The sequence below is a fragment of the Vibrio splendidus genome, from assembly GCF_002873455.1.
Classification (GTDB): Bacteria; Pseudomonadota; Gammaproteobacteria; order Enterobacterales; family Vibrionaceae; genus Vibrio; species Vibrio splendidus_J.
Genome location: NZ_MCUN01000012.1, coordinates 170,763 through 194,115, shown reverse-complemented (window position 1 = coordinate 194,115; position 23,353 = coordinate 170,763). Strand labels below are relative to the sequence as shown.

The window sequence follows — 23,353 nt, the reverse complement described above, 5'->3', positions numbered from 1 at the left end:
GGGGCTAAGATTTATCACTGCAGGGAATTGATTTATATTAAGAATTAACTTAGTTGTGCCGCTGTTTGTATTCTGGCTGAATTTGGATTTACTTTTTGTACTCAATTCAAATGATGAAATTATATCGTTGTCAAACGTCAATATAATGTTTTCGTTCTTCATGAAACACTGCACTGAATCTAGAGCGAAGCTATTTAAAGGAGTGATAATAAACAAAACGGCGGCTAGCGCCGATTTGCAATAAGAGCTATATTTCATATTAGTTTTGATAGATAATACCGACGTTACCGTAAGCACCATTACCTAATACAACAGCACTATCATTTGATGTTTGCTCAACCGTAAACTGGTTCATATTACTATTTTGCAATTGAACAACTGCATCAGAATGGGAACCTGTTTGCAGAACGAATACTCTGTTTCGATCACTGTTTACTAAATCAATATCGACATCGTTCCAATCACCACCACCCACGCTATTGTTAACGATAGTTTGCACGTAGTTGTCGTCACCGCTGATGTCAATTTCAACGTTATTGTAGTCAACATCATAGTTACTGAATTCTGTATATGTCTTGTTTGAATCGCCATATATAGTAGTTTCAGCTCTGTTGTGATCTGCTCCTCCAAGCGCTGCAGTTACGGAAATGTTGTCATCACCCATTTGTGTAACTCTTAGATCGTTGACGTGGCCATTTTGCTCAACTTGAACGCGAGCTTGGTTAGATTGTCCGTTTTGATCAATTAGAGCGTTGTTGTACTTACCTCTGAGTTGTACATGCGCTTCATTGAGGTTGCCACTCTGTTCAACTACGACGTCAGATTTGTAACTCGCATGTGTATCAACCAAAGCTGTGTGACCATTTATTACACCACTTGTATTTTGGTTAATCGTTACGTTAGCCCTGTCACCACTACCCATTTGCCAAAGTGCAGTGTTGTCACTTGCTGATGGTATCGTTACCCCACCAGCTGCCGCAGTAAGAGCAGCGTCAATTCCGAGGTCACTTGTTCCTTCTATTACACCAGCCCCAGGAGCTGATGCTGGATATGGTGCAGGTAAATCATCTGCGTGCGCTACGTTTAAACCAATAATGGCACCGACTATAATTCCAATTTGTGTAAGTTTCATAAGTAGTATCCTTATACATTTCCATGTCGACTATGTACCACTTCAAGAGAAGTGATTTTGAATCAAGCTTCCATACTGCGCGCTAATTTGCTTGATTGATGTAGATTCTCATTGAGCTAGACGCTTTTACTAAAGCAAAGTCATTGCCGTCTTGAGAAATTCCTAAATTACTTCTTCCAGAACCAGCCAAATACGCTGTATTGCCATTGCCTTTTTGATCAATGCTTAGTTGGCTGCTCTGTCGAGAGAAATTTGCTTGCCCAATAACAGCTAAATTGTTATTTCCATCTTGGGAAATAAGCGCTTCAGAATTTACTCCAAGCTGCCCAATAGCTGCTGTGTTGTTTGCCCCGTCCTGATTTACAAATGCGATATTATTACTTCCAGTTTGTTTAATATAAGCCGAGTTAGAATTGCCACTCTGTTTTATTTTTGCTTTATTATTTGCGGATACCCCCGCACTATTCTGTCTAATAATCGCAATTGAATCAGAAGCGTTGGATATATCTATTTCTGAGTAGTTATCCAAATCCCATGATGAAATTAAATCTAAATCGTTAAATTCATCAACGACATCCTGATTTATATTGTGTAAAAAGCTTCCCTCCAAGTCAGAAGCGATAGCACTGTTAAAACTACCTATTGATAAATATAAACAAGTTAAGCCGATAAGTGATTTTTTCCCAATGACCATTATCTTTGCCTTAAAGTGTTTGTGATTATGAACTCTACGAAAATAAGAAACGTAGAGAAGTGAGTAACCCTTTGTCTTATCGAAATCCTAGGCTCTCGATTCAGTAGCGGCTATAAACTTAAAGTTGAAAATATTGGATTGCATATAAAAAATTGAATTAGTATTTATCTAATTACTGCCAACCTTAGTTTGCTTTTTCTCCTCTCTAATTAATTCGAAAGTTTATATATGCCACTGTAAGCATCAATTACGCTTTATCTAGATTCAGCGAATCGCATTCTCATTTTGTAAATGGACTTCGAATGGGAGCCAATATGAAAATCAAGCTGCTTACAATTACTTTGTTCACCTTTGCTGTTCATGCGGGCGAAAAGAGTCATGGTCTTGAAAATAGCGCTCCTTTGGAAAACGGAACCAAACTTGAGGATTCAACGAATAACCTTAAGGAAAAATTTAATGACTTCAGTGAAGTCGATGGAATCATAGTGGATAGAACGATTACGCGATTGGGAGAAAATTTTTATTTCTTCTTTTCGCAATCGCTCAATGAAAACTACCCAAACCTTAAGGAAAATTTGACGGTAAAAGAAAGGCCAACGGCGTTATCCGGGAGCATCATAGAGGTTCAACACTCAAGAAAACCGATATTCCGTACGGCGTTGTCCCCTGGTCGTAGACAAGCGAAAGAGCGTGCTGCTGATGCAACAAGAGCGGTCAGTAATTACATCATTAGATGGCAAGCGGAGAGACTCTTTCAGGACACCTATGACCTAGACCATGATGAATTTTAAGGAGTCAAGGATGTCGAAATTATTTGTAAGGGCAACACTGTTAGCACTACTTGTTATACCTGCTGTTAATGCAAGCGAGTTAGTTTATACCCCCGTAAACCCAAGCTTTGGTGGAAATGCACTAAACAGCTCTCACCTTTTTAATCATGCTAATGCCATCAATGATTTTGAAGACCCTAACGCTAGGGATATCTTTGATGAACAAGAGTCTGCATTAGATCGACTAGCCTCGAGTTTAGAGTCTCGCTTAATTAGCCAGTTACTTGCCGATGTAGGTAATGGAAACACGGGGCAGTTGGAAACTGATGACTTTTTCCTGAACATTGTGGATGACTCAGGCACTTTATTGGTTCAAATCGTCGATAAAGAGACAGGGGAATCAACAGAAATCAGTGTATCTGGACTTAACCCAGACCTCTAATCACAAGGATTGTGTTATGAAAGCGATCATTATCGTCTTCCTGACCTTTGTGTTAGGAGGGTGCACCTACTCGATGCAAATACCAGAGACGTCTGAAACCCCTAAGTTGATGCCGAGAGGTTCTACTTATACGGATCTGATCTCATTACCTCAGCCTCGCGGCAAAATACTGGTCTCAGTTTATGATTTTAGAGATCAAACGGGACAGTATAAACCTCAACCCAATAGTAACTTTTCGACAGCGGTACCGCAGGGTGGGACGTCTTTACTGACCACGGCACTGATTGATTCTCAGTGGTTTGTTCCTCTAGAACGTGAAGGACTTCAAAACTTGTTGACGGAACGTAAAATCATTCGTGCCGCTCAGAAAAAAGATAAAGTTGTTAATAATCATGGAGCAGATTTGTCATCCCTGAGTTCCGCAAACATTGTCATAGAAGGTGGCATTGTGGCTTACGATTCTAATATTGTAACTGGTGGGGCGGGCGCTAAGTATTTGGGTATTGGTGGCTCAGGGCAGTATAGAACCGATCAAGTGACAGTGAACTTGAGAGCGGTGGATGTAAGAACTGGACAAGTTTTATTGAGCGTTACAACAACCAAAACCATTTCTTCACATGAAATCGGCTTCGGTGCTTTTCGATTCGTTGATTACAAAGAGTTATTGGAGGTTGAGATGGGTTATAGCCAAAATGAGCCAGTTAATATCGCCGTGATGTCAGCGATTGATGCCGCGGTAATACATCTCATTGTAAAAGGCATGAAGCGCGGAATGTGGTCGCCGGGCGATCCTAATGCACTACAAAATCCAATTATTGCTCGTTATTCCGAAGAGAGCGCTGACATATTGTAAGCAACCGAGTAAGCAGCAAAATAGGGCTATGCGGAAAATGGATTTTTCCCTTAGCCCTGTTTTTTCTTCGACGATCAAAAGGTTCTATTTGACATCACAAGCTATGTTCTTGATTGGCGTCTCTGAGGTAACAAAGCAAACATACGCTTCAACAGGGTTATTTGGACCAATTCGAATATAACCTGCCTGTACTTCATCTTCGTTAAACGTCACCGAGTGAGAAATTCCTGTTTGGTTATCGTAGAAGTTTGCTTCAAAGTTGCTATTCATTTGGCTTGCGATGCGGTTTCGTGTCGTAGACGTTGTGAACGTAATATTGGCGCAACGCATGGGTGGTTTCTCTGTAATCAGAAACTGGCCGCTTTCTTTATCCAACACTCCGCCTTTTGTATCTGGCTGAATATCTACCGGTTGAAACTGCTCGATAGTGCAAGTTTCTTTAGCAGACATTGTCGTCGGCATTAGGATCGTAAGGGCTAAAGGGAAAGCAAAAAGTACTGGTTTCATTAAAACAACGCCGTATGTAAAAAGAGCGAAAGATAATAGCACCAGAATGATGCTATTAAATGTAAAAACTCTGTTATTAATGAAATGTTTTTATCACTAAAAGGTCATGTAATTGAGCGTCGCTAGCTTTTCGTATCCACTTCAAACTGACACTGCGCTTGTAGGCTTTGTGATTGTTGAGTGACATTAAAACCTTTATCTTCTAGTAACTCTAAAAGGTTACCTTTTCCAACTAAGTGCAAGGCTCCAACCACAATCAAGTAGTTCCCTTTTGGGGCGATTTTCCAATCATTGACTGATAGTTTGTTTGCCCAGTCTATGTTGCGATCAGTTAAGAATGCTTTCTCTAGTTTAGGCGACATCTCAGAAAGCTCTGCGAAGGCTTCCAATTTCGCTAAATCACCCGCTTTCCAGCTTTCAATTAGGCAATGAACCACACGATCAGTTTGGTCAAATTCCTCAAGGCTACTGATTAACCACTCCTTACCGTCATCCTTTTGTTTCGTCATCAGGTCTATTTGAAATTGTAGAGGCTCTAAACTGATAACCGGAACATCCTGGATCGTCGCTTTGTAAGCTAGCGTCGCATCAACGCCGCCAGCGGAACCATAACCAAGGTTTTTTAACTGCTGCATCTGTATTGATAGAGAAGTCGCCCAAGGTGGGGCATTAAGTAGTTGCTGAGTTGGCATGTCTAATGACTTTGTTATGTCGACCAGCATTTGTTTTTGTTCTTCGTTTAATACATCACTCGTAGTCACTTTAGTTGTGGGATACACGACGCCATCTGTCTTTCGTATGTCTGTCTCGACAACTAACCCATTACTGTTTTTTAGCGTGTCGGTGATTGCTGAAGGAAGTGGGTACATACTCTCATCCCCAACGTGCACAGAACCTAAGATAGTAAGCGTCAGATCATCCTTTTTGGCTTGCCAATAAAGAGGTTCGGCCGCAGCTTGTTTGGTTGAAAATGCGAGAACGAATAAAGTTACGTACCAAAATGTGCGCAAGGAAAGCTCCTTTTAAAAGATATGAACTCGTTAAAATTGATTTTGACGGCGTTTTTTAACGGTTTTTTTTGAGAACGATGTCACGTTGTTTGTACGAAAAGTATAACAACACCAACAAACTCTTAAACCTTTCTCAGTAACAACGACGCGATTTTATGAAATCCTTTAAAAAGATTGTGATTCAATTCTCATTTTTTACGTCAAAATAAAAGTGACGGAAGTACCGTCGATTATAACTTCATGATTTTAATATAATTAATTTTGTCAGTGTTTTTGCGATTTGAAGCCGATCACTTTATTAACCTGATTTAATTCACGGCAAAAAATAAGCCCATATAGTTTATCTAACTTTCGGAGCGCTCCACTTTGCTTCTGACTCAATTTTTTAATTTATGGGTGAATACGATGTTGAAGAGAAACTTACTATCTGTAGCGGTACTAGCTGGTTTGACGGGGTGTGCTGTAACGCAAGCACCTGATCAACAGGTTGTTAATGCACTGGCTGATAACCTTGATGTGCAATATGAAATTCTAACCAATCACGGTGCGAATGAAGGCATGGCTTGTCAGGACCTAGGTGCTGAGTGGGCGTCATGTAATAAAGTGAACATGACCCTGACCAATGACGGTGAAGCGATTGATTCGAAAGATTGGACTATCTACTTCCACAGTATTCGCCTTATTTTAGATGTTGATAACGAGCAATTTAAAATCACTCGTGTAACGGGTGACCTACACAAACTAGAACCTACAGATAAGTTCGATGGTTTTGCCGCTGGTGAAGAAGTGATTCTTCCGTTAACGAGTGAGTACTGGCAACTGTTTGAAACTGACTTTATGCCGGGTGCATTCGTAACTGCGCCAAACGCAGAGCCTAAGATGATTGCTTCATTGAATACTGAAGATGTCGCGTCGTTCGTAACAGGTTTGGAAGGAAACAACCTTAAGCGTACACCTGATGATAACAATGTCATGGCAACCGCGGTTACTCGCTTTGAAAAGAATGCTGATCTAGCAACGCAAGACGTTTCAACAACTCTTTTACCAACCCCAATGTTGGTAGAAGCGGGCGAAGGTTCAGTGAGCATTGCTGATGGTATTGCATTACCGAAAGAGGTATTTGATGCTGAGCAGTTCGCTGCAATTGAAGAACGTGCAGATGTGGTAAACGTAGATGTGAGTGGCGACCTACCTGTGAGTGTTGCCGTTGTTCCTACTCAGTTTACGGGTGATTTAGCAAAATCTGGCGCTTATGAACTAAGCATCTCGGAAGAGGGGATTGCGATTAAAGCGTTTGATAAAACAGGTGCTTTCTACGCAGTTCAGTCTATTTTTGGCCTAATAGACAGTCAGAACGCTGAATCACTACCACAACTGTCGATCAAAGATGCACCACGCTTTGATTACCGTGGTGTGATGGTAGATGTTGCTCGAAACTTCCACTCAAAAGATGCCATCCTAGCAACGCTAGATCAAATGGCTGCATACAAGATGAATAAACTTCACCTTCACTTAACTGATGATGAAGGTTGGCGTTTAGAAATCCCAGGTTTACCAGAGCTAACGGATGTAGGGTCTAATCGTTGTTTTGATTTGGAAGAGCAAAGCTGTTTACTGCCTCAGCTAGGTTCAGGTCCAACAACAGACAACTTTGGCTCTGGTTTCTTTAGTAAAGCGGATTACGTCGAGATCTTAAGCTACGCAAAAGCGCGCAGCATCGAAGTAATTCCAGAAATTGATATGCCAGCACATGCTCGTTCTGCTGTGGTATCAATGGAAGCGCGTTACACTCGCCTAATGGCGGAAGGCAAAGAAGCTGAAGCAAGTGAATATCGCTTGATGGATCCACAAGATACTTCAAACGTGACGACTATTCAGTTCTACGATAAGCACAGCTTCATCAACCCATGTATGGAATCATCGACTCGCTTTGTTGATAAAGTGATTACTGAAATTGCAGCAATGCACAATGAAGCGGGTATGCCGCTAACGACTTGGCACTTTGGTGGTGATGAAGCGAAAAACATCAAGCTAGGCGCAGGTTTTCAAGATGTTGATGCTCAAGACAAAGTGGCATGGAAAGGTAACATTGAGCTAGACAAGCAAGACAAACCATTCCAACAGTCTCCACAATGTCAGTCTTTGATTGCTGATGGTTCGGTGAGTGATTTTGGTCACCTGCCTGGCTACTTTGCAAAAGAAGTATCAAAAATTGTTGCAGACAAAGGCATTCCTCACTTCCAAGCTTGGCAAGATGGCTTGAAGTATGTGGAAGAGGGTGAATCTGGCTTCGCTACTGAAACGACTCGCGTTAACTTCTGGGACGTTCTTTACTGGGGCGGTACTGCCTCAGTTTACGATTGGTCAGCAAAAGGTTATGACGTGATTGTTTCTAACCCAGACTATGTATACATGGATATGCCATACGAAGTCGATGCAGCTGAGCGCGGTTACTATTGGGCAACGCGTGCTACCGATACTCGTAAGATGTTTGGCTTCGCACCAGAAAACATGCCACAAAACGCAGAAACGTCATTAGACCGTGACGGCAATGGTTTCTCTGGTAAAGGCGAAATTGAAGCGAAACCTTTCTACGGTTTGTCTGCACAACTTTGGTCTGAAACAGTACGTACCGACGAGCAATATGAATACATGGTATTCCCTCGCGTACTTGCAGCAGCAGAGCGCGCATGGCACAGAGCGGATTGGGAAAACGACTACAAAGTGGGCATTGAATATTCTCAAGAATCAAACCTAGTGAATAAGCAGGATTTAAACAGCGACTTTAATCGCTTCGCGAATATTGTTGGTCAACGTGAACTGGCTAAGCTTGAGAAAGCGGGTATTGATTACCGACTGCCAGTACCGGGCGCTCAGGTTGTGGATGGTAAGCTAGCGATGAACGTACAATTCCCAGGCGTAGAGCTGCAATACTCTGCTGATGGCGAAAACTGGTTAACGTATGATGATCAACAACGTCCTTCGGTTTCAGGCGAAACTTACATCCGCTCTATCTCTGAAAGTGGCGAGAAAGTAAGTCGAGTAACGTCAATTAAATAATCGATAAGCAACATTAGTAGAGGGGCTCCCTAGCTATTATCTTACTTAGATAAAAAGCGGGAGCTCTTTTTGTTTAAGGCGAGTTAAGTCTTTCTCTTAAACAGAAACATATAGAAACCGTCTTTGTTTATATCGTCAACAATGCACATAAGGTGAGTTTTGTCGCAAAAGTGACGGGCTTCTCATTATTCTCTTCAAAAAATAAGTCCTCTATAAAAAACTCTAAATCAAATGTGATTGAACTAACTGAATCTAATTTTGCGTCGTAAAATAATGTGATCTTGATCTGTGTGTTTTTGCGTCTTGAGTTTTTTATCAATTTTTATGTTTTTAAGTATCTGATTTTAATATATTAAATAACTTGTTCTTTTTTGATAGTGAGAGAGATCACTCTGCTTGTCCTTTTATTTTGAAACGCAAATTAATTCGAGCAACATAGATTTCATGCCAGGGAGGCTACCAACTACTCAAGCGGTGAAGGTGAATGATGTACCGAAGATATGCCGCTGAAAAAATCAAACTAAGGCAGTTTACTATGAAAAAAATTATCGCTCTAAGTGCTCTTTCTCTTGCTTTCGCTTCTAGTGCTTTCGCTGGTTCTTCTTACGTAACAGGTAACATCCAAATTCACGATGACGGCCGTATCCACGGTTCTGATATGACTTCTACATTAGAAGCTGGTCACACGTTTGACAACTCTCTAGGCGGCTTCACGGTTTACTCTGAGTTTGATGGCATCCAACTGGGCAAACTTGAATCTGAAAATGGCGGTGCAGGTAATACTACTCCTGGTATCACTGTCGGTGGTGAGCAATCTTTCAACATTACTGACAAATTATGGGTTGCAGCTGGTTACCAACACCTATTCTCTGCAGGTGAGAGCATTCAGTTCCGCCCACTAGTTAAGATTGGTTACAACTTCGATAACGGTATCTCTATTAGCAACCGTACTCGTGCACACATCGATGATACTTCGGCTAATGCTGACACAGACTACCGCATGGATAACCGCATTGCTTACACAGTGAATGCTGACCTAGCACTTAGCTACAACAACGTATACATGATTGATGCAGAAGCGATGGACCACGAGTTACGTGCAACATGGACTCGTCAAGGTGTTCAACCTTACTTTGAGTTCCGTAGCCAAGCTAACGGTGTAGATTTCGCAAACGGCGATTCTAAGCAGAACAACGCATTCGTATTCGGTGCCTCTTACGGCTTCTAAGCCGATTCACTTGGCTGCTTAGTCTATTAGATTATTAGCCGAGTGAGCTTCTTCGCTAAATAGCTTTTTGCCAATTAGCCAATTAGCGAGGAGAAATATAGCGGCACTAACAGCCCGGTTGGTACCGCGACAAGATTTGCTTTACTGTCCAAAAGCAAAGAGCCTAGCAAGTAAACCACAGTCTTGGGTTTGCTTAATGCTAGGCTCTATTTTTATTGCTGTTCGCAGATCTATTTACGCTCTATTTCCCGTTGTAATGACGGTATTCAAACACCTGACCTTTCTCGTTAAACGCATATACAGAATACTCGTCTTTTTTATCGCCATGCTCCATGCCCGGTGAGCCCATTGGCATGCCAGGAACTGCCAAGCCAATCGCATTACGTGGTGGGTTTTCTAAAAAGGCTTTAACGTCCTCTGCTGGAATGTGCCCTTCAAATACGTAACCGTCGATCTCTGCAGTGTGGCAAGAGGTTAGTTTTTGCGTTACTCCTAACTGCTGCTTTATTGGATTCATATCATCGTGGAGCTTCTCTGTAACATCGAACCCAGCATCTCGCATATGTTCTGTCCATTCTGTGCAACAGCCACAGTATGGAGACTTATGGTTTAGAACATCAGTCGCGAGAGCTTGCCCTGAAATTGCAGCGAGTGCTGTAAGAGTCATAATTTTACGAATCATGGTTAACCTCATGAATATGGTTTTTGTTGAGATTAGAATGTGTGGGTTTAAACAGTCTTAATCTGTTGGCATTGCTTACTACTGTGATTGACGACATCGCCATCGCAGCGCCTGCAACGACAGGACTAAGCAGAAATCCGAAAAATGGGTAGAGCACACCGGCTGCGATAGGAATACCAAGCGAGTTATAAATGAAGGCGCCAAACAGGTTCTGCTTCATGTTTCTCACGGTAGCTTGGGACAACTCGATCGCATTGCTTACTGATAATGGCGATGAGTTGAGTAGCGTCATTTGCGCACTTTCAATCGCTACATCACTGCCACTGCCCATTGCGATTCCTATATCTGCTTGAGCAAGTGCAGGCGCGTCGTTAATACCGTCTCCGACCATGGCAACACTCTTATATTGCTGTTGCAGTTGAACAATGTATTGAGCTTTTTGCTCTGGAAGCACCTCTGAAATCACTTCGTCGATACCGACGCTTTTACCTATCGCTTGAGCAACTGAATCGTTGTCGCCCGTTAATAGCACAGTATGAATTCCTGCGGATTTTAGTTGAGCAATGGCTTGTTTGCTATCAACTTTTAACGCGTCTGAAATTCCGAATATACCTTCCAGTTTTTGGTCAATCGCGACGAAAATTGGTGTCCATGCTTGTGAGCGGCAAAGTTCGATAAAGTCCGCGCCAATTTCAGTTTCAATACCGAGTTGAGTGAGGTACTTAAGTGAGCCTACTTGCACGTTCTTGCCGTTAATTATTGCTTGTACGCCAAGCCCTCGTTGGCTTTCGAACTCGCTATGGGGCAGTGCTGAAACTTGTAAGCTCTCTGCATATTGGCAAACGGCTTTCGCTAATGGGTGTTCTGACCCTACCTCTACTGAATAGGCGTAAGCCAGCAGTTCTTGCTCTGATAAATCGCCATAAAAGGCCTGCTGAACGGTTGGTTTACCTTGAGTTAGGGTGCCGGTTTTATCAAATACGACAGCATCGATTTTGCTTGCAGATTGCAGTACATCGGCATCTTTGATCAGAACGCCAAACTCTGCTGCTTTGCCAACGCCAACCGTAATTGAGAGTGGTGTCGCTAAGCCCAATGCGCATGGGCAGGCGATGATCAGTACAGTGGTTGATACTACCAACATGTAGCTCGCACTTGGTTGTGGGCCAAAGAAAAACCAAACTAAGGCTGCAACTGCAGCGATTGCAACCACAACCGGAACGAAAACGGCAGAGATAGAGTCAGCAAGCTTCGCAATCGCAGGCTTGCTGCTTTGTGCTTGGCGAACCATCTGAATGATTCGAGCCAGCATGGTGCTTGAGCCGATCCCGGTCGCTTCAATGATCAGACTGCCATCACCATTAATGGTGCCCGCCGAAACGCCATCATTAATTGTTTTAACGTTGGGAAGCGGTTCGCCAGTCAGCATCGATTCATCGATATAAGATTCTCCAGATACCACGACACCATCGACAGGGACTTTTTCTCCTGGCTTCACTCGAACTTGCATACCGACTTGAATGGCTTCTACAGCGATGGTTTGCTCTTTGCCATCGACGATAACCACGGCTTTTTGAGGCTGTAAGCTAATCAGCGCCTGCAAAGACTTAGTGGTGCGAGCTTTGGCTTTGGCTTCAATGTAATGTCCTAGTGAAATCAAACCAATGATCATCGCACTGGCTTCAAAATAGACATGACGTGAAGCTTCAGGGAACCATGATGGAATTAGCACAACCAACATTGAATAGAACCACGCAGCACCAGTGCCCAAAGCAACTAACGTATCCATCGTTGCACGCTTGTGCATCAGTGATTGCCAAGCGTTAGTGAAGAAGCTGCGTCCTGAGGTCGCAAGCAGTATTAAACAGACGACTCCGACCAATCCCCAAGCCAATTGGTCGTTAAGTGTAGCAATTGTCATGCTGCCACCGAACAGACCCCACGCCATCAGTGGAGCACCGATAAGCAGCGCGCTTACTGAACTCTTTAGGAAAGCTTTTTGGGTACGAAGTTGTTGTTCTTGCTGTTTTTGTTGTTGAGTTGCTGCGTCATCAACGAACTCGGCGCCGTAACCTGCGGTTTTCACCGATTCTATTAGAGCGCTTTCGATGATGTCACGTGTTTTGGAGGTGAAAACCAAGGCTGTCTGTTCTGCGAGGTTGATCTGAGCTTGGTCGACGAACTCATTCTTTTTCAGCGCTTTCTCTACCGAAGAAACACAACTCGCACACATCATTCCCTCAAGAACAAGGTGATAGGTATATTGGCTAGCTTCAGGTTTAGCTTGTGTCGATTCTGCAGACGTTGGTTTTTTATCTTCTGAATCTGAATCTGAATCTGAATCTGAATCTGAAGGTGCAAGCTCATTAGCTTCAGAGTAGGGAGCTGCGTGATAACCCACGCTTTCGATCAGCGTAATAAGCTCGGATTCTGAAAGCAGAGTAATCAACGACAATTCATGTTTGCTGACTTCTAGGTTTGAGGTTTGCTCGGTTTGCTGAAGTGCTTGAGTCAGCTTGTTCACGCACTTACCGCAGCTAAGACCAGATAGCGAAAGATGTAGTTTATTGCCCATGCTATAACCAAGCGTCGCTAACTGTTCGCTGAGTTGAACGTAATTAAACGGAGTCGAAATATCGATGTATGTCGGCGATATGTCGTTGATCTTCGTATTATCGAGATCGTCAAACAATGTGCGGACTTTCTTCGCGCAACCCATGCAATTTAGGCCGTTGAGCGCGGTGGTGTAATGCTTCATATCGATACTCCAATTCTCATCTACGCCTAACATAAACCTTACCGTAAGGGTAAGGTCAAACATAAATTCAAGAATTTGATCTTAGTAGCATATGAATGGTGGGTTAAGTTTGTGGGATAGGCGAGAGTTGAAGAAAAGCATGGCTATAATTTACTGGCTCAGGCTATAGATTTTCTACATCGAAGCTGGATTTAGCCTTTCTACAGTCGCTTTCGCACAAGATCCGCGCATTAATCATTCACTACTGATTGTAGATTTAAGCGGTGGTGATAAAATAGCGCCCAAAATTTAGTGATATTTTTCTGTTGCAGGCTTTGTAATGGCAATCACTAAAAGAATCACCTACATAATCAAGGTATTTAAATGACGGTTAAAACTCGTTTTGCTCCTAGCCCAACTGGCTATCTTCACGTTGGTGGTGCACGTACTGCACTTTACTCTTGGCTATTCGCTAAGAATCAAGGTGGTGAATTCGTTCTACGTATCGAAGACACAGACCTTGAGCGTAACTCTCAAGAAGCGGTTGATGCAATTCTAGAAGGCATGCAATGGATGGGTATGGAATGGGATGAAGGTCCTTACTACCAATCTAAGCGTTTTGACCGTTACAACGAAATGGTTGATAAGCTACTTGCTGAAGACAAAGCATTCAAATGCTACGCGTCTAAAGAACTGCTTGATGAGATTCGTGCAGAGCAAGAAGAAAACAAAGAAATGGCTCGTTACGATGCGAACCACCCTAAAATTGTTGCAGCAAACGAAGCAGCAAATGAAGGTGATGCGTGCGTTATCCGTTTCCGTAACCCTAAAGAAGGCAGTGTAGTCTTTGATGACCAAATCCGTGGTCGCATTGAAATCTCTAACAGCCAACTTGATGACCTAATCATTCGTCGTACAGACGGTGCACCAACATACAACTTCGTTGTTGTAGTGGATGACTGGGATATGGGTATTACACACGTTGTTCGTGGTGAAGACCACATCAACAACACACCTCGTCAAATCAACATCTATGAAGCACTAGGCGCGCCAGTTCCAACTTTCGCTCACTGTGCAATGATTCTTGGTGATGACGGTGCGAAACTTTCTAAGCGTCACGGTGCTGTATCTGTAATGCAATACCGCGACGAGGGTTATCTACCAAATGCACTAAACAACTACCTAGTTCGTTTAGGCTGGTCTCACGGTGACCAAGAGATCTTCTCTCAAGAAGAGATGATTGAATTCTTCAGCCTGAACGCAATCAGCAAGTCTGCATCTGCATTCAATACTGAAAAGCTACTTTGGTTGAACAACCACTACATCAAAACTTCTGAGCCTGAGTACGTTGCAAAATACCTGCAATGGCACCTAGACGCACAGAAGATCGATACAAAAAACGGCCCAGCGATCACTGAAGTGATCACGCTAGTTGGCGAGCGTTGTAACACGCTTATCGAACTTGCTGAGCAATCTCGTTACTTCTACGAAGATTTCTCTGAGTTTGAAGCTGGCGCAGCGAAGAAGCACCTACGTGGTGTTGCTAAAGGCCCATTAGAGCTTGCTCTTGCTAAGGTTGAAGCGCTTGAAGAGTTCACAACAGCAAACATCAAAGACGGTGTGATTGCAGCTGTATGTGAAGAGCTAGAGATCGGCATGGGTAAAATCGGTATGCCACTTCGCGTAGCAGTAACAGGTGGCGGTCAGTCTCCTTCTGTTGATGCAGTGATGGAGCTTATTGGTAAAGAGCGCGTAATCGCTCGTATCAAGATGGCTCTTGAGTTCATCGCTGAGCGTGAAGCTAACGCTTAATTGAACGATTGCTAGATTCAAAAAAGGGTCAGTAACTTGGTTACTGACCCTTTTTATTTGTCTTGAGCTTTGTCTTGAGCTTTGTCGCTGAGAGCTATACCGATTAGAACTTTGTCGAACAGAACTGGATTCGTTATAGCTTGTCGTCAGCAATCAGTTGGGTCGCTTGAGCCGCTGTTTTCTTATCGAACAAGACATCCATCATCGCTTTGATGCGTTCCATATCGTCACCAAACTTTGATAAATTTCCGCTATTCGGTGCTTTAAACTCAACGTTGCCTATGCGTTGTTGATCTTGATAAGCTGAGATCTTAGCGTCTGCGACAAATGTTCTGAAATCCCAACTCCAACGTGACACATAATCAAGCGTGACGTCTTCAGGGTTATGCTCAGAACCATCTGCAACGACTTTGCATTTAACTTGATTATTCAGGCACCAGTCGAGCATTGAATCAAGGAAAACAGACCGAGTTTTCACGTCTTCAACGATCGTGATATTTTCGATGTTGTTTGCTTCAGGAAGTGCATTGCCCGAATACTTCGGAGCACTGCAACCTGCGAGTAAAAAGACAACAGCAAGAGCTAGCCAGTTTTTCATTATCTATCCTAGATTTTTTTGAAGATGATAGAAGTGTTGATCCCGCCAAAGGCAAAGTTATTGCTCATCAGGTATTCAACATCTAATTCACGACCTGAGCCTGTGATGTAATCAAGCTTGCCGCAGCGTTCGTCGATGTTCTCAAGGTTCAATGTTGGGCTGAACCAACCTGAATGCATCATTTCGAGGCTTAACCAAGCTTCAATCGCACCGCATGCACCAAGTGTATGACCAAAGTAGCTTTTCAATGAACTGATTGGCACTTCTCCGAAAATGTTCGCTGTAGCATTACTTTCTGCAATATCGCCTTTTTCAGTTGCGGTACCGTGAGCAGAGACATAACCAATCTTTTCAGCCGGAAGCTGCGCGTCTTTGAGTGCTTTCTCCATACAAACTTGCATGGTTTCCATTTGAGGTTGGGTCACATGAGCTGCATCGCAGTTGCTGGCAAAGCCGACAATCTCAGCGTAGATCTTTGCGCCGCGAGCGACGGCATGTTCATACTCTTCGAGCACAAGCGTACCAGCGCCTTCACCGATGACTAGACCATCGCGCTCACTGTCGTAAGGGCTAGGGGATTTTTCTGGTGTGTCGTTTTTTAAACTGGTAGCAAAAAGGGTATCGAAAACGGCAGACTCAGTTGGACATAGTTCTTCACCACCACCAGCAACCATCACGGTTTGGTAGCCGTGTTTGATCGCTTCATAAGCGTAACCAATCGCTTGGCTCCCTGAAGTGCAGGCACTACTGGTGGGAATCACGCGTCCGCGCAAGCCAAAGAACAGTCCAACGTTGACCGCAGCAGTGTGTGGCATCATTTGAACATAGGTAGTTGCTGTGATTGCTCGTGTCGATTTCTCGTTAAGCATCACACCAAACGCACCTACGGCATCAGTACTGCCGGTTGAAGACCCGTAGGCAATGCCCGTTTCTCCGTTAGTTAGAACATCATGTCCAATCAACCCGGCTTGTGTTAAAGCATCTTCAGTCGCGACAGTGGCTAAGCGAGAAACCCGACCCATGCCTCGAACCTGTTTACGTTTGTAGTGTTTTGGTAACTGGAAGTCATCAATAGGCGCAGCTAGCTTAGTATTGAGGCCATCGTATTGCTCAAAACTTGGCATATACTGAGTGGCATTTTCACACGCTTTCAGTTTTGGCTCGATGTGCTGCCAATCATTACCAAAGGCAGTAACACCAGACATGCCAGTTACAACAACGCGGTGGGTCATACTAAGCCTCCATTGACTGAAATTACTTGGCGAGTGACGTAGCCTGCAATATCAGACATTAGGTAGCTGACTAGGCCAGCCACTTCTTCTGGCTCGCCCATGCGGCGCAGTGGAACTTGAGGTAGAGCGTGCTCTTTCACGTGCTCATCAACCATACCGGTATCGATTAATCCTGGAGCAACACAGTTTACCGTGATCTTGCGTTTTGCGAGCTCAAGAGCAAGAGACTTAGTTGCGCCAATTACGCCCGCTTTTGCTGCGGCATAGTTAGTTTGGCCACGGTTACCCATGATGCCTGACACAGACGCCAGAGTGACGATGCGACCGCCTTTACGCTTTTGAACCATAGGCATCACGCACGGGTGAAGTACGTTGTAGAAGCTGTCGAGGTTGGTATGGATCACGCCATCCCACTCTTCTTCCGTCATGGCAGGGAAGGCCGTATCACGAGTAATGCCCGCGTTGTTTACTACACCATAGTAAGCGCCATGTTCAGCTATATCTGATTCAAGCGTTTCACGGCATTCACTGCGATTGCTGATATCGAATTGGATCAGACGTCCTGCGCCACCCAATTCAGTGATCGACTTTAAGGTATCTTCGGCACCTTGCTTGTCACCCATGTAATGAACGGCGATTTCAAATCCGTCTTTTGCGAGTTGAATAGCGATCGCTTTACCAATGCCTTTACTGGCACCAGTGACTAAAACCTGACGGGTCATGATGGGCTCCTAGTTTTCATTTCTTGTAATTTTTGTTCGGTCGGCACATAGACATTAAGTTGGCATTGAGCCACCAATTCGCCTTGGTCTTCGACTCTGGCGGTAAACACGGCCATGCCACTGTCTTCCATCAGTTGCTCGGCGTAGATATCAAGGGTCTGACCTTGAGTAAACTCATCACACAGTGACTTGTAACGGCGAGAACCCAGCAAGAAGCCGATCGGGGGAATAGTGTCGTTTTTTAATGCGTGGTATCCAGACCACGCAGCAACAGATTGCGCCATAAACTCGATACCAACATAAGCGGGTACGGTTTGAGATTCGGCATTAAAGAACAGGTTATGAGCACCAATATCGATCTGACAGTGAATCGATAACACCTCTACGCTGATAGTACGATCGATTAATATCATCGGGGCATCATGTGGGAGGAGTTGGTCTACAGAAGGGATATCAGTCATTTACTACACCAAAAATCAGGCTAATGTTGTTGCCACCAAAAGCAAATGAGTTGCTTAAGATGTTCTTTACTTTAAGTTTCTGGGCACAGTTTACCAAATCAATCTCAATATCCTCAGCTTTATCCTGACATTTTTGTAAGGGAAGCGGTAAGTCATATTTTAAAATATGCCATGCTATTGCTGCTTCTATCGCACTTGCGGCTCCAAGAGTATGCCCGGTGAGCGGCTTGGTGGAACTAACGGGAACCTTGTTTGCAAAAATACGATGAATGGCTTTGCTTTCCATTGAGTCATTGAGCGGCGTTGCGGTGCCATGAGCATTGATGTAACCGATGTCTTCAGCTTGTAACTGTGCAGACTTTAACGCCTTTCTCATGGCTTGTTCGGCGCCGTTTCCATCTGGATGGGGCGCTGAAATATGGTGTGCGTCAGAGCTATCGCCACAGCCTAATAAGGCAATGTTCGACGTGTCTTGCGTTGTATTAACACCGGTTAACTTTGTTTTGCAGAGCAACATAAATGAGGCAGCCTCTCCGATGTTGATACCATCTCGGGAGGCGCTAAACGGCTTACAATGTTTGGTTGAAAGTGCTTCAAGGCCATGGAAACCATTGAGTGTAAGCTTACATAAGGTATCGACACCTCCAACCAAAACAGCATCGGCCATGCCGGAATCTAACAGTCGTTGAGCGGTGAGAAATACACGGCCACTGGACGAGCAAGCCGTCGAGATTGCATAACTTGGCCCCATTATCGCGCAGTATTGGCTGACGAACTCAGAAGTATTGCCAAGCTCTTGTTTGGAATAACGGTAATCTTCGGGGAAAGAACCATGGTCAAGTTTGTGCTTAAAAGCCGCTTCACCATCAGAAATCCCCGAGGTGCTTGTGCCGATAACCACAGCAATTCTATCTGCGCCAAATTGTAACTTTGCTTGGTCGATAGAATCTTTGATTTGATCAAGAGCTGATAAAGCTAACTGATTATTGCGAGTAGCGTATTCAGCAAGGTACTGAGGAATTTCAGGCAGTTCTCCAACTACCTTACCAACGACAGTCGACTTGCCATCGTTCAGCATATCGCTCACTTCAACCATATTTGACTCGCGTACATCTTTTAGGCAGCTATGAATGTCAGCAACGTTTGAGCCTAGCGCCGAGTGGAAACCACAATCTTGGATGTAAATAGGCATAGTGTTCAGCTCTTACTTGGGTTATCGACAATCGTTGAATTCAACGTTTGTATGGTGATGGTGTAGCCTTGTATCAAATGCTTGAAAACAATGTCTCCAGACAGCTTCGGTTCATTAGCTTTTGCTTGATACTCGATACGAATAATAGCTTGTTGGTCGTCGTCAAATACGGTTCTTGTATTGTCAGTATCGACTAGATGCCAACTTATGTTTTGCAAAGGCTGAGTCCAGGCTTCAGTTGGCCATAGGGTCAGCATTAAATTAAATAGCACTTGTTCAGGTTGTGGCAAAGTTTCGCCAAGCCCAGATAAAATCTGCGTATCAATCACTTGATTTTGATATTGCAGCGATAAGATGCGCGTACCCCAAGAGGAAAAACCCGCTAACACGATTTTATCTGGTGTGACTTCGACTTGAACAGGCAGTTGCTGCGTATCGTCTTGCCATGTTGCGCTGATCAGCTGGCTCGCCGTAAATGAGTACCCCAGTTCAGCAGGCAGCGGCAAGGCTAGCTCGGTGTCTTTGTCGATTGTGACACTTGCGCCTGTAGGCTGTTGAGACACCATCGAACAAGCGCTGAGTAGTAAGCCCAATCCAACGGCGAGCACTACCTTGATTGTTTTGTTCATCTAAAAGCCTCTCGAGAGTTTGATTTTTCCGCTGCTTGTTGGTTGTTGATTGCAAGTGGCGAAAGCAACCACGCGACGAAAATACCAGTCAGGACGGTAACACCGAAGCTATGAATGGCATGAGTCTGACTCAGTGACAATAAGCCAAATGAGAGTAGCGTCGTGAGGCCTGACAAAGTAATCGCTAATAAGGTGCTTAGTGATTTCTTCTGTTCAGCAAAGAACAGGGTATAGTCGATACCAATCCCTAAAATCAGAATCAAGCCTAGCAGATTAAACAGGTTCAACGTTGAGCCTAAAATGCCCGTGACCGCTAAACCAGCGACTCCGGCAATTAATGAAGGCAACAGCATTAACAGGCTTTGCTTCACACCGTAGCGCCAACCTAACACCATCCCAATAGCGGCCAAAGCAATCAATAATAGCTCGGTGATCTTGACTCTGTATTCCGCAAAGAGAGCGGAGATTTCATCGGCTTTATTGAGGTATTTAACACCTTGCTGCTGAGCAAAGCTTGAATCGAGCCATTGAGAAAACAGTTCTGAATCTGTGACGTCTTTGATCAAAATGACCGACGCCGCTTGTCCATCGATCGGCTTTAACCAAAGTGGTCGAACAGGTTCTGACACTGGTGATTCTAAAAATCCAGATACCGTGATTGCCTCGAACTTAGGTAGCTCTGGAAAGCTAGGCCAACCAAGAGTGTTCTGTAAGATATGGCTTTGCTGGCTATAGAGTTGTTCAACCAATTGATAGTTATCATGCTGTTGTTGTTTGCTTAACAATTGTTGATTGATGCTGCGATATCCGGAGATACCTTGGCTATCGACCAAAGAATCTAAGCTTGTGGTGATTTCTGCCAGTTTTTTGAGTAGCTTTTGGTCGCTCTTGGCAGTCACCAAAAGCATATTTTGACCACTGCCTAATCCTGATATCTCAGTAATGGCTTGTTCTTGCTGTTTGAGTTGATTAGGCATCGCTTGAAGTTGACGAATATCGTCGTCGTAGCGAATTTGGCTGAGTGACATCAAGCTAACGACAGTCACTATTAATGGTAAGCCAATTCTAAATTTTTGGTTGCTCCAGAGGCTTAACCAAGTATGCCAAAGCTTCGATAAGGGAAGAGGGCGTTCTTGGCTTGGTTTTGCCGCTAAAACCGGATACCAACACACCACACTGGCGTAAGCTGCGATCAGTCCAATCGACGAAAAAAGAGCAAGTTGCTGTAACCCTGGGAAAGGCGCCACCAACAGACCTAGGTAGCCAATCAAGCTGGTGAGCAGACCCAGGGTGATCGCAACGAGAATATGTTTTAACCCTTTGTCACTTTGCCATTGATTACCAGCCGCCAAACGATCGGTTAGGTAATGAAAAGAGTAGTCGATGGATACGCCAATTAAGCTGGCACCGAACACCAAACTAAACAGGTGAACCTTGCCGAAGATAGCGACGGTGCTTGCCAGCGCAACCAATAATCCAGTACTGATTGAAAGTAGTGATAAAGCAAGTGGTAGGGCGCTACGAAATGTCAGCCACACCAATAAAATAACACCTGCCAGTGAGCCCAAACCAATGGTACTGATTTCTGATTTCGCGCTTTCGGTTCCGTAATTGGCGTAGAACACCACACCGGTATGTTGCACTTTGACACCAAACTGCTTTTCGATCTGGCGCTCAATTGAATCAAGATCTGGAAGCTGCTCTTGAATCGCTAAACTATAAGGTGAACCTGCCAGAGTCGCCGTCACCAAAATATGAGTTTGTTCATTAGATTGAGCGGTGAGGTATCCCTCTTTTAGAACAAAGTTGCTTGATTGAACGCCAACAGCACTGATGTAGTCGCGAAACAGTAAAAATGGATCCATCGACAGTTCGGCTGCAGTGACGCCTGAAAACGGATTGTACAGAGACTGAATGACATACTGAGCTCGCGAATCCGGCGAGTGGGTCAGCGTCTCTTTTTGTTGCTGGGTCAGAAGTTGAGCTCGGTGACGAAAATAGAAATCACTCCACTGGCTTTGAGTGTTGGCGTTGATTCTGCCTTGAACTTGCTTAAATAGAACATGCTGACTTGAGAAGGCTCTTTGGTTGAGTTTTTTTTCAAAAGCGTCGGTCGCAATCATGGCTTGGTCGATGTCGGGGGCGCTGATGATAAACACCACTTGTTCACTCATCGAGCTGGATATCTGCTGAAAGGCTTGCTCGACCATGGGATCTTGCTGGTTTTCTGGCAGCAATTTCATGATGTTGCTTTCAATAGGTACCGACGAAGAAAAAGCGAATTGTTTGATCAACAATCCGCTAAATAGCATGACGACAACAAGCCAAGCAAGGGCTAGGCTAGAATTGGAATTGTTGCGCTTCAGCATCTGATAATACTTCCGGTCGATGGTTTAATTGGCTAAATTCGATCACCGTGCTGTCTCCACGAATCTCTCTCAACTCAATACGTTCAATATCATTTTTACCTTGCAGCGTAATGGCTTCAAACACCGCGTTCATCGGCGCACTTTTCGGCTTTAGAGTGAGTATCCATCGTGTGTCATCTGAACTTGCGTTTGCACTTTCATCAGTGTTTGTAGCGGTCGCAGACTCAAAATCAAGTGAGAACTGTTCTTGAAGTTTTTGCGTATCCCCGTGGAACACCGACAAGAAGATATGGCTGAAATAAAACGCCATCGGGTTTTCTTTGTCGGTAATGATCTTAGCGGGTTGATCGGCAAACCTTTGGCTCAGTTTGTTATCCGTAAGCACCAAGCTCACAGGAAAGGGGGTAGCTTGTTTCCAAAGCAAACCATTCGACTTGTCTAACAGGAACGTACCTTGTGATGTTAAAGGTTGAGCGAACATTTCCATATTACGTGTTTGAGTGAACTCACCACGCACTATGTTGTTTGCGCTTAATACTGTTTGCAGATCTGAAATAGAGCCAACCGGAGCTGTACTTTCATTAGCAATAACAAAGCTACTCGCCATCATTGAAGCAAGCCCTAGTAGTGCGATGCTGATTTGTTTACGCCCGCGCTTAAACAGACTCATGTTTCACCTTCTGCTGTGTGTTAGATACTTGAGGTTGCTCTGATTGGTGGTCGCTTGATTGCTGCTCAGTTGATTGGGGTAAGGAGCCAAATTGGTGCCAGTGTTCGACTTTATCGATAAACACTTTCGGCGAAGCAAAACACATCTCTTGCTCTTCAATGGTCACCGCAACCTGCATTGTGTGAGCGCGAGTCATACGAGCACCTGTGTTGGCATCGTGAATTTCGTAGTCAACACGCAAGCGGTTTTCCCATTCAGTTAACTTAGCGAATACCTTGATCTGATGATTAAATGGTATCGCTTTGATGTACTTTACGCGCGTGTCGATGATCGGCCACATGTAGCCAGAATCCTTCATCTCATGGTAGTTGTACTCAATCTTATCCATCATGATGCGCCTAACTTCTTCAAAAAATCGGAAGTAGTTGCCGTGATAGATCACGCCCATTGGGTCGGCATCTTGGAATGAGGTGATAAGTGTCACCTCAGATTGTAATGGATGAAGGATTTTAGACATAAATCGCTCTCAACAATATTGCGTAAAGGGTTGGCT

At 44.1% G+C, this 23,353-nt stretch carries 21 protein-coding genes; 6 read left to right on the top strand and 15 right to left on the bottom strand.

Annotation, left to right across the window (positions count from 1 at the left end; all coding sequences use genetic code 11):
* Positions 1–259: 259 nt before the first annotated feature.
* Together BCU75_RS12395 and BCU75_RS12390 are read right to left on the bottom strand one after the other, a co-directional pair.
* On the bottom strand, positions 260–1,132 hold the full coding sequence (locus BCU75_RS12395) for a curlin (RefSeq protein WP_076678146.1): 873 nt from the start codon (positions 1,130–1,132) through the stop codon (positions 260–262).
* Positions 1,133–1,214: 82 nt separating this feature from the next.
* Positions 1,215–1,826: a curlin subunit CsgB gene (locus BCU75_RS12390; protein ID WP_102474032.1), complete on the bottom strand. Its 612-nt coding sequence runs from the start codon at positions 1,824–1,826 to the stop codon at positions 1,215–1,217.
* Between the two features lie 314 nt (positions 1,827–2,140).
* On the opposite strand from BCU75_RS12390, the gene BCU75_RS12385 reads away from it, so the two are divergent.
* The 3 genes from BCU75_RS12385 to BCU75_RS12375 are packed head-to-tail and all read left to right on the top strand — an operon-like array spanning position 2,141 to position 3,891.
* On the top strand, positions 2,141–2,617 hold the full coding sequence (locus BCU75_RS12385; protein ID WP_076678161.1) for a curli production assembly/transport protein CsgE: 477 nt from the start codon (positions 2,141–2,143) through the stop codon (positions 2,615–2,617).
* Positions 2,618–2,627: 10 nt separating this feature from the next.
* A complete protein-coding gene (locus tag BCU75_RS12380) occupies positions 2,628–3,038 on the top strand; it encodes a curli assembly protein CsgF (protein ID WP_102474031.1) in 411 nt (136 codons plus the stop codon).
* A 16-nt stretch (positions 3,039–3,054) separates the two neighbouring features.
* Positions 3,055–3,891 (top strand): CsgG/HfaB family protein, encoded by an 837-nt coding sequence (locus BCU75_RS12375; protein ID WP_076678144.1) that lies wholly within the window; start codon positions 3,055–3,057, stop codon positions 3,889–3,891.
* Positions 3,892–3,975: 84 nt separating this feature from the next.
* Here the strand turns inward: BCU75_RS12375 and BCU75_RS12370 are convergent, their stop codons facing one another.
* Positions 3,976–4,398 (bottom strand): hypothetical protein, encoded by a 423-nt coding sequence (locus tag BCU75_RS12370; RefSeq protein ID WP_102474030.1) that lies wholly within the window; start codon positions 4,396–4,398, stop codon positions 3,976–3,978.
* A 122-nt stretch (positions 4,399–4,520) separates the two neighbouring features.
* A complete protein-coding gene (locus BCU75_RS12365; protein ID WP_102474029.1) occupies positions 4,521–5,408 on the bottom strand; it encodes a TraB/GumN family protein in 888 nt (295 codons plus the stop codon).
* A 405-nt stretch (positions 5,409–5,813) separates the two neighbouring features.
* Between BCU75_RS12365 and BCU75_RS12360 the strand changes: the two genes are divergently transcribed.
* Together BCU75_RS12360 and BCU75_RS12350 are read left to right on the top strand one after the other, a co-directional pair.
* Positions 5,814–8,468, top strand: coding sequence for a beta-N-acetylhexosaminidase (locus BCU75_RS12360; RefSeq protein WP_102474028.1), 2,655 nt, complete (start codon positions 5,814–5,816; stop codon positions 8,466–8,468).
* A gap of 535 nt (positions 8,469–9,003) precedes the next feature.
* The gene (locus BCU75_RS12350) at positions 9,004–9,696 is read left to right on the top strand and encodes an oligogalacturonate-specific porin KdgM family protein (RefSeq protein ID WP_017076640.1); all 693 of its coding nucleotides are present in this window, start codon (positions 9,004–9,006) and stop codon (positions 9,694–9,696) included.
* Between the two features lie 241 nt (positions 9,697–9,937).
* On the opposite strand, the gene BCU75_RS12345 is transcribed toward BCU75_RS12350, so the two are convergent.
* Positions 9,938–10,378 carry a DUF411 domain-containing protein gene (locus BCU75_RS12345; RefSeq protein WP_102474026.1) on the bottom strand — a complete coding sequence of 147 codons (441 nt, stop codon included), beginning with the start codon at positions 10,376–10,378 and terminating at the stop codon, positions 9,938–9,940.
* On the bottom strand, positions 10,368–13,199 hold the full coding sequence (locus BCU75_RS12340) for a heavy metal translocating P-type ATPase (protein WP_102474025.1): 2,832 nt from the start codon (positions 13,197–13,199) through the stop codon (positions 10,368–10,370). Before BCU75_RS12340 ends, BCU75_RS12345 begins: the two co-directional genes overlap by 11 nt.
* Positions 13,200–13,499: 300 nt before the next feature.
* Between BCU75_RS12340 and gltX the strand changes: the two genes are divergently transcribed.
* Positions 13,500–14,927, top strand: a complete 1,428-nt coding sequence (gene gltX / locus BCU75_RS12335; RefSeq protein WP_102474024.1) for a glutamate--tRNA ligase — start codon at positions 13,500–13,502, stop codon at positions 14,925–14,927.
* A 133-nt stretch (positions 14,928–15,060) separates the two neighbouring features.
* On the opposite strand, the gene BCU75_RS12330 is transcribed toward gltX, so the two are convergent.
* Genes BCU75_RS12330 through BCU75_RS12290 form a run of 9 tightly spaced genes read right to left on the bottom strand, consistent with a single transcriptional unit; the run spans position 15,061 to position 23,317 of the window.
* Complete coding sequence (locus BCU75_RS12330; RefSeq protein WP_102474023.1) at positions 15,061–15,525, bottom strand: Sbal_3080 family lipoprotein; 465 nt, start codon at positions 15,523–15,525, stop codon at positions 15,061–15,063.
* 8 nt (positions 15,526–15,533) lie between these two features.
* Positions 15,534–16,757, bottom strand: a complete 1,224-nt coding sequence (locus BCU75_RS12325) for a beta-ketoacyl-ACP synthase (RefSeq protein ID WP_017076635.1) — start codon at positions 16,755–16,757, stop codon at positions 15,534–15,536.
* A complete protein-coding gene (locus BCU75_RS12320; RefSeq protein WP_017076634.1) occupies positions 16,754–17,479 on the bottom strand; it encodes a 3-ketoacyl-ACP reductase FabG2 in 726 nt (241 codons plus the stop codon). The genes BCU75_RS12325 and BCU75_RS12320 overlap by 4 nt, the downstream gene beginning before the upstream one ends.
* Complete coding sequence (locus BCU75_RS12315; protein WP_102474022.1) at positions 17,476–17,940, bottom strand: hotdog family protein; 465 nt, start codon at positions 17,938–17,940, stop codon at positions 17,476–17,478. Before BCU75_RS12315 ends, BCU75_RS12320 begins: the two co-directional genes overlap by 4 nt.
* Entirely contained in the window at positions 17,933–19,132 is a 1,200-nt protein-coding gene (locus BCU75_RS12310) for a beta-ketoacyl-[acyl-carrier-protein] synthase family protein (protein WP_102474021.1), read from the bottom strand. The genes BCU75_RS12315 and BCU75_RS12310 overlap by 8 nt, the downstream gene beginning before the upstream one ends.
* 5 nt (positions 19,133–19,137) lie before the next feature.
* Positions 19,138–19,761 (bottom strand): DUF3261 domain-containing protein, encoded by a 624-nt coding sequence (locus BCU75_RS12305; protein WP_102474020.1) that lies wholly within the window; start codon positions 19,759–19,761, stop codon positions 19,138–19,140.
* Positions 19,758–22,130 carry an MMPL family transporter gene (locus BCU75_RS12300; protein WP_102474019.1) on the bottom strand — a complete coding sequence of 791 codons (2,373 nt, stop codon included), beginning with the start codon at positions 22,128–22,130 and terminating at the stop codon, positions 19,758–19,760. Before BCU75_RS12300 ends, BCU75_RS12305 begins: the two co-directional genes overlap by 4 nt.
* Positions 22,102–22,800, bottom strand: a complete 699-nt coding sequence (locus BCU75_RS12295; protein ID WP_102474018.1) for a LolA family protein — start codon at positions 22,798–22,800, stop codon at positions 22,102–22,104. Before BCU75_RS12295 ends, BCU75_RS12300 begins: the two co-directional genes overlap by 29 nt.
* Positions 22,787–23,317 carry an acyl-CoA thioesterase gene (locus tag BCU75_RS12290; protein WP_102474017.1) on the bottom strand — a complete coding sequence of 177 codons (531 nt, stop codon included), beginning with the start codon at positions 23,315–23,317 and terminating at the stop codon, positions 22,787–22,789. Before BCU75_RS12290 ends, BCU75_RS12295 begins: the two co-directional genes overlap by 14 nt.
* Between the last annotated feature and the right edge of the window lie 36 nt (positions 23,318–23,353).